The 14,740-nt window shown below is 60.7% G+C and carries 10 protein-coding genes and 1 pseudogene; 9 read left to right on the plus strand and 2 right to left on the minus strand.

What is annotated here, in order from left to right; all coding sequences use genetic code 11:
- Positions 1-4 precede the first annotated feature (4 nt).
- From treZ to PI739_RS20495, 9 genes and pseudogenes are all read left to right on the plus strand, one after another.
- Positions 5-1,819 (plus strand): malto-oligosyltrehalose trehalohydrolase, encoded by a 1,815-nt coding sequence (treZ, locus tag PI739_RS20455; protein WP_004413771.1) that lies wholly within the window; start codon positions 5-7, stop codon positions 1,817-1,819.
- Positions 1,809-3,887, plus strand: a complete 2,079-nt coding sequence (gene malQ, locus PI739_RS20460; protein ID WP_046719303.1) for a 4-alpha-glucanotransferase — start codon at positions 1,809-1,811, stop codon at positions 3,885-3,887. The genes treZ and malQ overlap by 11 nt, the downstream gene beginning before the upstream one ends.
- Positions 3,884-6,667, plus strand: coding sequence for a malto-oligosyltrehalose synthase (locus PI739_RS20465; RefSeq protein ID WP_054081014.1), 2,784 nt, complete (start codon positions 3,884-3,886; stop codon positions 6,665-6,667). The genes malQ and PI739_RS20465 overlap by 4 nt, the downstream gene beginning before the upstream one ends.
- Before the next feature lie 17 nt (positions 6,668-6,684).
- Entirely contained in the window at positions 6,685-7,086 is a 402-nt protein-coding gene (locus tag PI739_RS20470; RefSeq protein WP_003364488.1) for a DUF2934 domain-containing protein, read from the plus strand.
- Between the two features lie 156 nt (positions 7,087-7,242).
- Positions 7,243-9,426 (plus strand): glycogen debranching protein GlgX, encoded by a 2,184-nt coding sequence (gene glgX, locus PI739_RS20475; protein ID WP_004413777.1) that lies wholly within the window; start codon positions 7,243-7,245, stop codon positions 9,424-9,426.
- Positions 9,423-10,452: pseudogene (locus PI739_RS20480) on the plus strand (acyl-CoA dehydrogenase). Before glgX ends, PI739_RS20480 begins: the two are co-directional and overlap by 4 nt.
- Before the next feature lie 13 nt (positions 10,453-10,465).
- Entirely contained in the window at positions 10,466-11,239 is a 774-nt protein-coding gene (locus PI739_RS20485; protein WP_054081016.1) for a PIG-L deacetylase family protein, read from the plus strand.
- Complete coding sequence (locus tag PI739_RS20490; RefSeq protein WP_003364496.1) at positions 11,236-11,862, plus strand: class I SAM-dependent methyltransferase; 627 nt, start codon at positions 11,236-11,238, stop codon at positions 11,860-11,862. The genes PI739_RS20485 and PI739_RS20490 overlap by 4 nt, the downstream gene beginning before the upstream one ends.
- A complete protein-coding gene (locus PI739_RS20495) occupies positions 11,831-12,484 on the plus strand; it encodes a glycosyltransferase family 2 protein (RefSeq protein WP_003364497.1) in 654 nt (217 codons plus the stop codon). The genes PI739_RS20490 and PI739_RS20495 overlap by 32 nt, the downstream gene beginning before the upstream one ends.
- Before the next feature lie 9 nt (positions 12,485-12,493).
- On the opposite strand, the gene PI739_RS20500 is transcribed toward PI739_RS20495, so the two are convergent.
- The gene (locus PI739_RS20500) at positions 12,494-13,534 is read right to left on the minus strand and encodes an alpha/beta hydrolase family protein (protein ID WP_004413784.1); all 1,041 of its coding nucleotides are present in this window, start codon (positions 13,532-13,534) and stop codon (positions 12,494-12,496) included.
- Positions 13,535-14,082: 548 nt separating this feature from the next.
- Positions 14,083-14,691 (minus strand): FMN-dependent NADH-azoreductase, encoded by a 609-nt coding sequence (locus PI739_RS20505; protein ID WP_003364501.1) that lies wholly within the window; start codon positions 14,689-14,691, stop codon positions 14,083-14,085.
- Between the last annotated feature and the right edge of the window lie 49 nt (positions 14,692-14,740).

Genomic DNA, 14,740 nt, shown 5'->3' on the forward strand with positions numbered 1-14,740 from the left:
ATGGATGCCCCTGCGTACAGACGATAACTGGCGCCACGGCGCCGTTTTGTTGGACCCTGAACACACCCGGTTTGCCCTCTGGGCACCGGATGCCTCCTTCGTAAATGTCGAACTGCAGGATGGCCAGTCATTGGCCATGCTGCCTCAGTCCGACGGCTGGTTCGTCCTTGAGGCCCGCTGCAAGGCGGGTACTCGCTACCGCTTCAGGATCGACCACGAACTGGACGTTCCTGACCCCGCCTCCCGCGCACAGCTCGATGACGTTCACTCTGAAAGCCTTGTAGTCGACCCTGACGCTTATTCATGGCAAAACACTGCATGGAACGGACGTCCATGGCATGAAGCGGTGATCTATGAACTGCACGTGGGCGCCATGGGCGGCTACGCTGGCGTGGAAAAGCACCTGCCGCGACTCGCCAAACTGGGTGTTACTGCGATCGAACTGATGCCGCTTGCGCAGTTCCCCGGTGATCGCAACTGGGGCTACGACGGCGTTCTTCATTATGCTCCGCAATCCTCCTACGGCACGCCTGAACAGCTCAAGCAACTGATCGACACCGCTCACGGTCTTGGCCTGATGGTGATTCTGGACGTGGTGTACAACCACTTCGGCCCGGACGGCAACTACCTGGGCAGTTACGCCAAGGAGTTTTTCCGCAGCGACCTGCACACCCCATGGGGCGATGCGATCGACTTCAGGCGCCCGCAGGTGCGCGACTTTTTCGTCGATAACGCCCTGATGTGGCTGCTCGAGTATCGCTTCGACGGCCTGCGCATGGACGCGGTGCACGCCATTCGCGACAAGACCTTCCTGCCGGAGTTTGCGGAGCGGGTTCGCGGGCGCATTGAACCGGGCAGGCACGTGTGGCTGAACCTTGAGAACGAGTTCAACCAGGCCAGTCTTCTGGAAAAAGGCTTCGATGCACAATGGGACGACGACGGTCACAACACCCTCCACGTGCTGTTGACCGGTGAAACCGACGCCTACTATTCCGACTTTGCCAAAGAGCCGACGCAGAAGCTTGCGCGCCTGCTCAGCGAGGGGTTTGTCTACCAAGGCGAACCGACGCGTCATGGGCACACGCGAGGCGAGCCCAGCGCGCATCTGCCGCCGTCGGCCTTTGTGCTGTTTCTGCAGAACCACGATCAGATCGGCAACCGCGCACTCGGTGAACGCCTCCCGCAGCTCTGCGCGCCTGCTGCATTGAAGGCCGCCACCGCCCTGTTGCTGCTTTCACCGATGATCCCGTTGATGTTCATGGGCGATGAATGGGCGGCCAGCGAGCCGTTTCTGTTCTTCACCAGCCACCACGGCGAACTGGCCGATGCGGTACGTGAAGGACGTCGCAAGGAGTTCGCTGATTTCGCCGCGTTTGCCGACCCGGAAAAGCGCGAGCACATCCCTGATCCCAATGACATCAAGACGTTCGAAGCGTCGCGCCCGGCGTTTTCCGCGGTCGATCTCGACACCGACATAGGCCTTGATCATCGCAGCTGGCTGGAGTTCTACACGCAGTTGCTGGCCTTGCGGCACAAGGAAATCATGCCGCGCCTGCAGGGTGCACGCTTCCTGAAGACCGATATTCTTGGTGACAAGGCGGTCAGTGCGCGCTGGACGCTGGGTGATGGCAGCGAACTGCGCATTGATCTCAATCTCAGTGAGCACGCGGTCGACGCACCGCCGCAAACGGGTGCCCGCGAGATATTCTCCAGTGCCGAAAAATCGTCCGAACTTTCCCCACGCGGCATCCTCAATGCTTACACGGCCATTGTCAGCCTGAAAGCAAGCGATGTTCTGGAGGAACAGGATGAACAATGAGCAATTGGAGAGGCTTGCAACCGAGGCAGGATTGTCGGTTCACTGGGTCGATGCCAACGCTCGACCGCAGACCGTCAGCCCTGATGTGCTGCGCAAGGTATTGGAGGCGCTGGGCTATCCGGCTGAAAACGGCGAGGCTATCGATGCCAGCCTGCTGCGCCTGCAAAAGGCCAGTCACGGCACCACTGCCCCGCCGCTGCTGACGGTCGATGTAGAAAGCAACCTGGACCTGTCGCAATGGTTTGCTCCACAAACGCCGTTTACGCTTCACCTCGAAGACGGCTCTTCACTGGATGCCAGACTGACCTCCAGTGCAGAGCTTCCGGCACTTGCCCCGCCCGGCTACCAACAGCTGGAAATTGCCGGCCAGCACCTGACCATCGCGGTCGCACCGAAAACCTGCTTCAGCATGGCAATGGCGACCGACACCTCGAAGCCGCACGGCTGGGGACTGACCGCTCAGCTCTACAGCTTGCGCCGTGAAGGTGATGGCGGTTTTGGTGACACCGAAGCACTGGAGAAGGTCTTGCGCTCTGCCGGGGAACGAGGTGCCGACGCGTTGGGCATCAGCCCGATCCACGCCATGTTCGCCAACGACCCTCACCGTTACAGCCCTTATTCACCTTCCAGCAGGCTGTTTCTCAACAGCCTGTATGCGTCGCCGGGTGCGATTCTCGGCGAAAGTGCGTGGCGTCAGGCAATCGAAGACGCGCGTGTCGGCGACGAGATGAAGCGTCTTGAAACACAGACGCTGATCGACTGGCCAGCTGCGGCCAACGCCAAATGGAAAGCGCTTCACGCGCTTTATGAGGGCTTCAGTGCGGGTGATCACCCACTGCACGAAGACTTCAACAGCTTCCGCCACAGCGGTGGTGAAGCGCTGGAAAATCACTGCCGCTTCGAAGCGCTGTGTGCCGAGTCCGAAACACTGAACATCGGTAACAACTGGCATGAATGGCCGGAACAGTTCAAGGACCCTCGCGGTGAAGCCGTCGCAGAATTTGCCAAAAGCCATAGCGAGCAAATCAGCTTTCATGCGTTCGCCCAATGGCTCATAGCCCGTGGTCTGGAGCGCGCGCAGGTGGCAGCACGCAGCAGCGGCATGCGCGTCGGCCTGATTGCCGATCTGGCCGTGGGTGCCGATGGCGCCGGAAGCCAGGCCTGGAGCCGCCAGGACGAGCTGCTGTCAGCCCTGACCGTCGGCGCACCACCCGACATTCTCAACCGTGCTGGCCAAAGCTGGGGGATTTCCGCGTTTTCACCGGACGGCCTCAAGCGCAACGGTTTTCGTGCGTTCATCGAGATGCTGCGGGCCAACTTCGCCCATGCCGGCGGCTTGCGTATCGACCATGTCATGGGCTTGCAGCGCCTATGGGTCATCCCGCAGGGGGCGCCTCCGAGTGAAGGCGCGTACCTTAATTTCCCGCTGGACGACATGCTTCGCCTGCTGAGTCTGGAATCCTGGCGGCACAAGGCGATCGTGCTGGGTGAAGACCTCGGTACGGTACCTGAGGGCCTGAGCGAAAAACTCAGTGCCAGGGCGATTCTTGGCATGCGCGTACTGCTGTTCGAACAAAACAACGGTCAGTTCAAGCCGATTCTCGACTGGTCGGATCAAGCGCTGGCGACCACCAGTACCCACGACCTGCCTACCCTCGCAGGCTGGCTCAGCGAGCTGGATATCGAATGGAATGCCCGCCTCGGCCACATTGACGAGCAGCATGAATCGCAGTGGCGCGAAGAGCGCACACGGGAATATGAAAGCCTGCGGCGTGCCTTGAGCCAAAACATCGACAGTATGCCCTCCGGTACTGAAGACCCGGCCCAGATCATCGACGCGAGCATCAGCTACCTTGGCCATACACGTGCGCCATTGGTCTTGCTGCCGATAGAAGACGCCCTGGGTGTCGAAGAGCAGGCCAACCTGCCCGGCACCATTGACAGTCACCCCAACTGGCGCAGACGTCTTCCCGGCGATGCGGCCTCTCTGCTTGATAACCCGAATGCTGCTCGACGACTGGAATTGCTTTCCCGATCCCGGCTGCAGGCTACGGAGCGTGATCAATGACCCGTCCATTACAGCCTTTGCGCGCCACCCAGCGCCTGCAATTCCACAAGGATTTTACCCTCGACGACGCTGTGCCACTGGTGCCCTACTTCGCCAGCCTGGGTATCAGCCACGTCTACGCGTCACCGCTGCTCAAAGCCCGTGCCGGCTCGATGCACGGCTACGATGTCGTTGATCCCACGGTCATCAACCCGGAACTGGGCGGCGAGCCTGCCCTGCTGCGCCTGGTCGAGACCCTTCGCGAGCACGGCATGGGGCTGATTCTCGACATCGTGTCCAATCATATGGCGGTCGGCGGTGCCGACAACCCATGGTGGCTGGACCTGCTGGAATGGGGCCGTCGCAGCCCATATGCAGAGTTCTTCGACATCCAGTGGAATTCGCCGGACCCGCTGCTGGAAGGCCAGCTGTTGCTGCCATTCCTGAGCAGCGATTACGGCACGGTATTGCAGGCCGGTGAAATTCCGCTGCGCTTCGATGCCGAGCATGGCTCGTTTTACATCGAGCACTATCAGCATCACTTTCCGATCTGCCCACTGACTTACGACTCATTGTTGCAGGCCGTGGATCACCCGCAACTCAAGGAAATGGCCCAGCGTTTCACCGCTCTGGCGCAGTTCCCGCAAGCTTATGAGCGCGCGCGCCAGGCCAGGACCGAGTTGGCCGAACTGGCCAAGGACCCGCAGGTACTCAAGGGTATTGAGCAGATTCTCGCGCATTTCGATTCGAGCAAGCCGGAAGGCTTCCAGCGCCTGCACCGGTTGCTGGAGCGTCAGCACTACCGTCTGGCCAGCTGGCGCACCGCTGGCGATGACATCAACTGGCGGCGTTTCTTCGACATCAACGAGCTGGGCGGCCTGCGTGTCGAGCGGCCACAGGTGTTCGAGGCGACCCATGGCAAGATATTCCAGCTGATTGCCGACGGCCTGGTCGACGGGCTGCGTATCGACCACATCGATGGTCTGGCGGACCCGCGCGGCTACGGTCGCAAGCTGCACCGCCGGGTTAAGAGCTTGCTCAAGCTGCGTCCCGAGCATGCGCAGATCGATCATCTGCCGATCTTCGTCGAGAAAATTCTCGGCCCCGACGAGCCGCTGCGTGAAGACTGGAGCGTTGACGGCACGACGGGTTACGAGTTCATGAATCAGGTGTCATTGCTGCAACACGACCCCAAGGGCGAAGAGCCTCTGGGTGAGCTGTGGAGCCGCCTGACCGAGCGTACCGCCGACTTCGATCAGGAAGTGCTGGTGGCCCGGGATCTGGTCCTGCACGGCACACTGGCGGGCGATTTCGAGAACGTTGCCCAATCGTTGTTGCAGGTTGCTCGCAGCGACCTGATGAGTCGCGACCTGACCTTGGGTGCAATTCGCCGTGCCCTGCTCGCGCTGATCGTCAATTTCCCGATTTATCGTACCTACATCTCGGTATGCGGCCGTTCGGCGCAGGACGACAAGTATTTCCAGCAGGCAATGGAAGGCGCGCGTGCGACGCTGAACGAAGGCGACTGGCCAGTGCTGGATTACCTGGCACGCTGGCTCGGTGGCGAACCGTGGCGAAAACTGCCACGCGGCCCGCTGCGCAAGCTCTACAAGAATGCCTGCGTACGCTTCCAGCAACTGACCTCCCCGGTTGCCGCCAAGTCGGTCGAAGACACGTCGTTCTACCGCTCTGCCGTGCTGCTCTCGCGCAACGATGTGGGTTTTCATCCGCAGCACTTCAGTGCGCCGGTAGATGACTTCCATCAGGTCTGCCTGCAGCGTCTGGAGAAGTTTCCGGACAATCTGCTGACCACTGCAACACACGATCACAAGCGCGGTGAAGATACGCGTACACGTCTCGCGGTCCTGAGTGAGTGCGCCCCGTGGTACGCCGAACAGGTTGAGCGCTGGAGACAGCTGGCAATGCCGCTCAAGGGTGACGAGCCGGCCATCAGTGCCGGCGACGAGCTGATGCTTTACCAGGCCTTGCTGGGCAGCTGGCCGCTGAGCCTGGAGGGTGAAGAAGCTCACCAGGAATACGCGAAACGCATGGTCCAGTGGCAAGAGAAAGCCCTGCGCGAAGCCAAGCTGCAAAGTAGCTGGAGTGCACCGAATCAGCCCTACGAAACCGCTTGCCGCGAATTTCTGGAGCGTTTGCTGCTGGCACCGGAAGCCTTGGCGTTGCGCCAATCCCTCAGTGCGACAGCCAACCGTATTGCCACCGCAGGCGCGCTCAACAGCCTGGCGCAAACCTTGCTACGCTTGAGCGTACCCGGTGTTCCCGATTTGTATCAGGGCACCGAGTTCTGGGATTTCAGCCTGGTGGACCCGGACAACCGTCGCCCGGTTGACTACGCTGCACGGAAACAGGCCCTGGCCGAAGACGCAAGCGTTGCCGAGCTGCTGACTGACTGGAAGGACGGACGCATCAAGCAGGCTCTGATCGCGAAGGTCTTGAACCTGCGCGCCGAACATCCGGTATTGTTCAGCGAGGGCAGTTATCAACCTCTGGAAATAAAGGGCAGTCACGCCGAGCAGGTGATGGCCTTTGCCCGGGAGACGCAAGGAGTGCGCGCTATCATCGTAGTACCACGCACATGCAGTGAACTATTGGGTACTGCGCAAACTCCATTGATTAATGCTGCCAATTGGGGCGACACGCGGATCATATTGCCGTTTGCCGACTCCGGTTCTGACTGGAAGGGACTCTTTTCTGACGTTGTCGTGACGAGTGATCGGGAAGTACCGCTCAGTGCAGCGCTTGAAAGATTTTCCGTCAATCTGCTTATTCAAACTATGTAATAGCTGGGAGTCTCAAGATGAGTGCCGACGAAAAAAGAATTCGCGACTTTGCTTACCAAATCTGGGAATCGGAGGGCAAACCCTCCGGTCACGACGAGCGTCACTGGGAAATGGCGCGCAAGCTGGCCGAAGCCGAAGCGCTGGCGCCGAACAAGTCCAGCGTACGCAAATCGACCAAGCCCAAGCTGCCTGAGGTAGACAGCGCCAAGGCGCCGGCTAAAGGCGCAGCCAAGCCCGCAGCGAAATCGGCGCCTGCGCCAAAGCCTGCCGGTGAAGCCAAGCCCAAGCCTGCTCCCAAGGCGGCCGCCAAACCTGCACCCAAGGCCAAGCCCGCTGCAGCCGCTGCAACCGACGCCCCTGCCAAAGAGGCTCCTGCCAAGCCTGCTCCGAAGAAGCCGCGCAAGCCGTCGAATTCTTGAAACTCTTCTGGCCGCGCACCGGTCAGTTATTGCAGGTCTCGCTCTGACCAGAGATGAGGCCTGCTACACCCCCTTAGATTATCGTCAGTATCGGAGCCCGCGGCTTCGATAGCGGTCTTGGCCGCTCAGAAAATCATTCGACGTCAGGAAGTCATCATGAATACGAAGTCCACTACACCGGCAGAAGATAATTCGGCCCCGCTAGACAACCCTGGCAGTACCCCGTCTCGCATTCGTGAAGGACTTCCCTTTCCTCTCGGTGCAAGCTGGGATGGCCTGGGCGTCAACTTCGCCCTGTTCTCGGCCAACGCCACCAAGGTAGAACTGTGCCTGTTCGACTCCACCGGCGAAATCGAACTGGAACGCATCGAACTTCCGGAATACACCGACGAGATTTACCACGGCTATCTGCCGGACGCGCACCCGGGCCTGATCTACGGTTACCGCGTGTACGGTCCGTACGATCCGAAGAATGGTCATCGTTTCAACCATAACAAGCTGCTGATCGACCCGTACGCCAAGCAACTGGTCGGCGAACTGAAGTGGTCGGAAGCGCTGTTCGGTTACACCATCGGCCATCCTGACGGCGACCTGAGCTTCGACGAACGCGACAGCGCCCCTTTCGTACCGAAAAGCAAAGTGATCGACGAGGCCTACACCTGGGGCCGTGATCAGCGCGTTGGTACGCCTTGGGACAAGACGATTTTCTACGAAACCCACGTACGCGGCATCACCATGCGTCACCCTGAGGTGGCCGAAGAGCTGCGCGGCACGTTTGCCGGTCTGGGATCAGCGCCGGTCGTCGAGCACATTCGCAAGCTGGGTGTGACCTCCGTCGAGCTGCTGCCGATCCATGCCTTCGTCAACGATCAGCATTTGCTGCAGAAAGGCATGACCAACTACTGGGGATACAACAGCATCGCGTTTTTCGCCCCGGACCCGCGTTATCTGGCGAGCGGCAAGATTGCCGAGTTCAAGGAGATGGTTGCGCACCTGCATCACGCGGGCCTCGAGGTCATCCTCGATGTGGTCTACAACCACACCGCCGAAGGCAACGAGATGGGGCCTACCCTGTCGATGCGCGGTATCGACAACGCCTCGTACTACCGGCTGATGCCTGACGACAAGCGCTATTACATCAACGACTCGGGCACCGGCAACACCCTCGACCTGAGCCACCCTTGCGTATTGCAAATGGTCACCGACTCCCTGCGTTACTGGGCTTCGGAAATGCATGTCGACGGCTTCCGCTTCGACTTGGCGACCATTCTGGGCCGCTACCACGACGGTTTCGACGAGCGCCACAGCTTCCTGGTCGCCTGCCGTCAGGACCCGGTGCTGCGTCAGGTCAAACTGGTCGCCGAGCCTTGGGATTGCGGTCCGGGCGGTTACCAGGTGGGCGGTTTCCCGCCAGGCTGGATGGAATGGAACGACAAGTTCCGCGACACCGTTCGTGCCTTCTGGAAAGGTGACGAAGGCCAACTGGCAGATTTCGCTGCGCGCATGACTGCCTCCGGCAACATGTTCAACCAGCGTGGCCGTCGTCCGCAGGCGTCCGTGAACTTCATCACCGCGCACGATGGTTTCACGCTGCATGACCTGGTGTCATACAACGACAAGCACAACGAAGCCAACGACGAAAACAACCAGGACGGCAGCAACAACAACCTGTCCTGGAACCATGGCGTCGAAGGTCCGACCGAAGATGCGGAAATCAACAGCCTGCGTCTGCGTCAGATGCGCAACTTCTTCGCCACCCTGCTGCTGGCACAAGGCACGCCGATGATCGTTGCGGGCGATGAATTCGCGCGTACCCAGCACGGCAACAACAATGCCTACTGCCAGGACAGCGAGATTGGCTGGATCAACTGGGATCTGGACGAAGATGGCGAAGCGCTGCTCAAGTTCGTCACCCGCGTGATCAAGCTGCGTCAGACCTACCCGATCCTGCGTCGTAGCCGCTTCCTGGTAGGCGACTACAACGAGGAAATCGGCGTCAAGGACGTGACCTGGCTCGCTCCGGATGGCAACGAGATGAGCGTCGAGCAGTGGCACGATGCCAATGGCCGGTGCCTGGGCATGCTGATGGATGGTCGTGCACAGGAAACCGGTATCCGTCGCGCGGGTGCCGACGCGACGCTGCTGCTGGTGGTCAACGCGCATCATGACGGTGTCAACTTCACCCTGCCGGAAGTGCCTGAAGGTACCCATTACGAGTGCCTGATCGACACCAATCAGGATGATGCACGCAATAAGGAGCACTTTGCGTTCGGTTCGGAATACACCGTGACGCCGCGTTCGCTGTTGCTGTTCGAACTGAAGCGTGAAGACCAGCAATGATCGATGCCTTGAGTGAGTTTCTCGACTGGCGCAAGCACGGTTATGCCGATACGCGTGCGCTGGGCGAGTGCTTGCAGGCATTGGTCAACGAAGGTCTGGATCAGCTTCCCCTGCCTGCCCGCGGTCAGACACTTGAGCGCTGGCGGGCGCGGGGGGGGGGGGGCGGGGGCGGGGGTCGCCCCCCACGACCTGGGGTTGTGCAAGTTGTACGAGGGGCACACGGACGCCTTGGCGATCATGGCGGAACTGGGTGCCCCGCCCCCCGAACAATTCAGCACCTGGGGCATGTGGGCGGCAGAGCCGCCACAGGCACGGGTGAATATCAGCGGCGCTGGCGATGCACTTCGCCTGCACGGCCGCAAGGCATGGTGCTCGGGCGCTTCGGCGTTGAGCCATGCATTGATAACGGCATGGGACGCCGAGCATCGGCAGCAACTGATTGCAGTGCGCCTTGACCAGCCCGGCGTACACATGACCGGCGACGGCTGGCGCGCAGTGGGCATGGGTGCTACCGGCAGCATCGATGTGGTTTTCGACAATGCCGTCGGTCAAGCGATCGGTGCGCCGGGTGGCTATCTCGACAGAGCTGGCTTCTGGCAGGGCGGCATCGGCATTGCGGCCTGCTGGTACGGCGCATCCCGCGCCATCGCGCAGCGCCTGCTGGCCCATGTCGGCAAGCGCGAGGAGCCGCACGCCCTCGCGCACCTTGGCGCTGCGGACGTGGCGCTGCATGCCGCAATCGAGGTGCTGCGCGCAGCTGCCGCGCACCTGGATCAAGCGCCGGCCGACGATGCAGAGATGCTTGCCAGACGTTGCCGCGCCTATGTCGAACAAGCTGCCGATCTGGTCATCCAGCATGTGGGCCGGGCCGTCGGCGCCGGGCCTTATTGCAAAGATCCGCACTTTGCCCGGTTGATCACCGACCTGCCGGTTTTCCTGCGTCAGAGCCACGCCGAACAGGACCTGGCAGCATTGGGCCAATCAGTCGGCAAGGCGTTGCCCGCTGCACGGACGTGGTCACTATGAGAGCGTATAGAGCATGAGCGAAGGGTTCGTAGTGAGTGATGACGAGTCCGGCCAGGGGACATCCCTTGCTGCCTGGAATGCTTCGGTCAGGCTGAACGGCTTGCCAGCGATCACTGCCGACTTGTTGGTGCCGACCAATTGCCGAGCCGTGATCATCGCCCCGCATCCGGATGATGAAGTACTGGCCTGTGGCGGACTGATGAGCCAACTGGCACAACTGGAGCGCAGCCTGTTACTGATCTCGGTCACCGATGGTACAGCCAGCCATCCAGGCTCCACCCTGTGGCCTGTCGATCGTCTGTCCAGAGCCCGGCCCGAGGAAAGTGCCGAAGCCTTGGATCGTCTCGGTATACCTGCCGAGGGCCTCGAATGGTTGCGTTGCGGCTTTCAGGATGGCGCCGTGGCCGAGTCGGAGGAACGGCTGGTGGCCTTTCTCGAACAGCATCTGGGCCCTGCGGACGTGGTGTTCGCCACCTGGGCAGAAGATGGCCACAGCGACCATGAAGCGGTCGGCAGAGCCAGTGCAAAAGCCTGCGCGACGACCGGAGCACAGTTTTACGAAGTACCGGTCTGGGCCTGGCACTGGGCCGACCCCGAAGATGAACGTCTGCCATGGGACAGAGCGCGCAAGCTGCTGCTCGATCCGGTGACCCTGGCCCACAAACGCAACGCCGCCCAAGCGTTCACCAGCCAGCTGCAGGGTGATCCGGCAATCGGTCTTTCGCCGGTTTTGCCGGCTGCAGTGTTGGAAAGACTGCTGCGCCCCTTTGAAGTGGTGTTCACATGAGCGTCGAGGACAGTTATTTCAATGAGCTGTTTCTCAACAACGATGACCCGTGGGCATTCAAGCAACGCTGGTACGAACGGCGCAAGCGCGCACTGACCCTGGCCGCCCTGCCCCGCGAGCGCTACCGTTCGATATTCGAACCCGGCTGCGCCAATGGCGAACTCAGTGCCGATCTTGCCGGGCGCTGCGACGCGCTGGTGTGCTGCGACACCTCTAACCTGGCTGTGGACCTGGCACGCAAGCGTCTGGCCGACTTGCCCCATGCCAGAGTGTTACAAGCGCGTTTGCCACAGCAATGGCCGCAAGGCGAATTCGACCTGATCGTCTTCAGCGAGATGGGTTATTACCTGGACGCCGACGACCTGCACGGCCTGATCGACCGCGCACTGGCGGCCCTGTCACCGGACGGCCAGTTGCTCGCCTGTCACTGGCGGCCCGATATCGAAGGCTGCCCGCTGAACGCCCAGGCGGTCCACGACATCCTTGCTGCACGATTGTCCATGCACCGACTTTTCAGTCATCACGAACAGGATTTCCTGCTGGACCTGTGGAGTCGTGATGGAACCTCCGTAGCAGAACAGGAATTCTCCGATGATCGGCATTCTGATCCCGGTGCACAATGAAGAGCAGTTACTCGACTTGTGTCTCGAAACGATAAAGCAGGCGGCTGCCCACCCCGACCTCAAGGGCGAATGCGTGGAAGTGCTGGTGGTGCTCGACAGCTGCACTGACCGCTCGGCGGAGATCGCACGAGCCCATGGTGTGATGATTCTTGAAGTCTCGGCGCGCAACGTGGGGCAGGCACGCGCACAGGGTGCGGCGTTTCTCCTCGACCGAGGCGCACGCTGGCTGGCGTGTACCGATGGCGACAGTACCGTGGCCAGTGACTGGCTTGCCGAACAGCTGGCGCTGGATGCCGACGCAGTGTGCGGAACGGTGACGCCCGGCGACTGGAGCAAGGACATCTCGGCTGCTGCGCAGGCTGCTTATCTGCAGCATTACCAGCACCGTGACGGTCACCGACACATTCATGGTGCCAATCTGGGTGTCAGCTCGATTGCCTATATCAGCGCAGGTGGATTTCCGGCCCTGACCTGCCATGAAGACGTGCATCTGGTCCGGCAACTGGAATTGATCGGAGCACGGATCGCCTGGAGCTGCCGCCCCAGGGTCACCACCAGCACCCGCCTCGACTCGAAAGCCAGGGGCGGGTTCGGTGATTTTCTGAGTTCGCTGAACGCCTGAAGGGCGTGCTTACTGGTGATGCGCTGTCTGCATGCCTGAACGGTCATCGTCGGCCGAATTGAGCGCGGCGCTGAAGAAACGCACCGCTTCGGCACTCAGGTTACGATGGATATCCTCGCGGTCCACGCCATCAGGGTCATTGCACAGCAACGGCGCAGTCGCGCGTTGCTCGTCACTGCACGGTGCCATGAAGACAAAATGCCCTGCCCCGGCCAGCAACTTGTAGTCGGGCGGCTGCGGCAGCTTGCGCGCCAGTGCTTCTGCGTTTCGGTCGATCGCCAGCAACTGATCGTCATCCCCCGCGTACATCAGCACCGGCACGTGCACATCACCCAGCGTGTGACGGCCGAACATCAGGCTCAGCGGGGCCATTAACATCAGCGCGCCAACCCGTGGATCAGCCTGAGCGTGAAGGTCATCACGGTCTGCGACAAGCTCGCCCTGCGTCTTGCATGCATCGCGGTCTGTCGGGCGCTCGGCGCAGTACTGACGCAGACGCTGCAGATCAGGTTGCGCGCCAGCGAGAATCAGCGCGGTTTCGCCACCGGCCGAATAACCGATCACGCCCACTTGCCGGGCATTGAGATAGGGGGCCAGCAAGGGGTCGAGCAAGGCCGTGCTGATCGCTTCGGAAATCTGCAGCGGGCGGCCATACAGGTTGCTCAGGCTGCCAAGACGGCTGTGATCGCGATCATTGTCGCCAGGGTGAACCACGGCAACCACCACAAATCCCTGACGCGCCAGCGAAGTGGCCAGGTCATGCAGCGCAAGCGGAGTGCCTGTGTTGCCGTGTGACAGCAACAACAGGGGGAAGCGGCCCATTGCGATAGGCGCCTCTTCACCGGCTTCGACACGATAGCCGTGAAGGGTGCTCACCTGCTCGGCGGCGGTGGAGGGGTAAAAAGCGATGGCCTGCACCGGCTGGGAATCCAGCGGATCAGGAAAACTCAACTGGTGGTAGCCCGCGCTCCAGGCTTCATCCGCCTGAGCGTGCACCGAAACAAGGCTATCGAGCAGGAAAACCAGCATCACTGCACAAAGACGTACCATGGCAAGGCCCAACCTTTGCAAATCCGGAACTTCGCCCGGACAATCCATCAAGCGCTTGTGTCGAGCATCATGCTCCAGCGCGCCGTTCCCACCCAGATATGAGTGTTGAAAACAGAAATAGTGCACAAGCCGGGCCATAAACTGCCCGTTGTTTTTTCTCGAGGGCGAATACTCCCGCCAGCCTGACAAGGCGATGCTCGAAAACCCTAGGCTCTGTACGTAAAGTGGCTGCGCTCGGTGATGCTGCGTTAAAAACAGGCTCGGATGCGAGTCCAATCGGAATGCTCATTTACAACACGTAGAGTTGAACGCGACCCCGGCCGTTCCTCGCCTGTTTTTGCCTTGCCTGACCTTCGCTCGCCGACTTTTCGTACAAACCCAGTCTAGTCCCGTAAGAACCCCATTACCTGTAAGAAAGCTGTCAAGGTTGTATCCCGTTAACGCGCCGTTCAGCGCAGCCCATCGCCATGCATCAGAAACAAAAAAACTCCACAACCCGGCAGGAAAACCCCGCGCAGGTTGTAGAGTTTCGTGAAGACGGCTTTTGATCAGGCCGCGAACAGCTCGTTCTGAATGTAGTGCTGAGCAGCACTCATGGCGCTGGCACGCGGCTCTTCGCCATACGCCAGGCCGTGGGCGCGGACGAATTGCAGGTCGGTGATGCCGATGAAGGCGAACAGCGTCTTGAGCAGCTCTTCGTGACCGGTGCCAGTGGGTTGCCCGGCGTGCAGACCGCCCGAGGTGGAAACGATAATGACTTTCTTGCCGCCACACAGGCCTTCAGGGCCGGCTTCGGAATAACGGAACGTGCGACCCGCGATCAGAATCCGGTCAAACCAGGCTTTCAGCTGGGTCGGAATGGTGAAGTTGTACATGGGTGCGCCGATGACCAGCACGTCCGAATCGAGAAACTGCTGCAAAGTGGCTTCGTTGCCTGCCACTTCCTGCTGCTGGGCGGCGTCACGGACTTCTACCGGCGTGCCCGCCGCAGCGAGGCTGGCAGCAGAGAAATGCCCAAGCGCGTCACTGGCAAGATCGCGATAGGTGACCTGGCTGTCGGCGTGCGCATTCAGGTAGGCCTGGACAACCTCATGGGTCAGCTGACGCGAAGCGGAGTGATCGCCGAGGATGCTGGAGTCGAGGTGCAATAGTTTCATAACGTAGCTCCCTTAAGAAAATCGCCACTGAGCGATGAAGTGGCGAGCA

The sequence above is a fragment of the Pseudomonas cerasi genome (genome assembly GCF_027983475.1).
Taxonomy (GTDB): domain Bacteria; phylum Pseudomonadota; class Gammaproteobacteria; order Pseudomonadales; family Pseudomonadaceae; genus Aquipseudomonas; species Aquipseudomonas cerasi.

Bases quoted from the DNA above. Each gene is read 5' to 3' on its own strand.
- treZ (WP_004413771.1), top strand. From the start codon at position 5: ATGCCCCTGCGTACAGACGATAACTGGCGCCACGGCGCCGTTTTGTTG.
- malQ (WP_046719303.1), top strand. From the start codon at position 1,809: ATGAACAATGAGCAATTGGAGAGGCTTGCAACCGAGGCAGGATTGTCG.
- PI739_RS20465 (WP_054081014.1), top strand. From the start codon at position 3,884: ATGACCCGTCCATTACAGCCTTTGCGCGCCACCCAGCGCCTGCAATTC.
- PI739_RS20470 (WP_003364488.1), top strand. From the start codon at position 6,685: ATGAGTGCCGACGAAAAAAGAATTCGCGACTTTGCTTACCAAATCTGG.
- glgX (WP_004413777.1), top strand. From the start codon at position 7,243: ATGAATACGAAGTCCACTACACCGGCAGAAGATAATTCGGCCCCGCTA.
- PI739_RS20485 (WP_054081016.1), top strand. From the start codon at position 10,466: ATGAGCGAAGGGTTCGTAGTGAGTGATGACGAGTCCGGCCAGGGGACA.
- PI739_RS20490 (WP_003364496.1), top strand. From the start codon at position 11,236: ATGAGCGTCGAGGACAGTTATTTCAATGAGCTGTTTCTCAACAACGAT.
- PI739_RS20495 (WP_003364497.1), top strand. From the start codon at position 11,831: ATGATCGGCATTCTGATCCCGGTGCACAATGAAGAGCAGTTACTCGAC.
- PI739_RS20500 (WP_004413784.1), bottom strand. From the start codon at position 13,534: ATGGTACGTCTTTGTGCAGTGATGCTGGTTTTCCTGCTCGATAGCCTT.
- PI739_RS20505 (WP_003364501.1), bottom strand. From the start codon at position 14,691: ATGAAACTATTGCACCTCGACTCCAGCATCCTCGGCGATCACTCCGCT.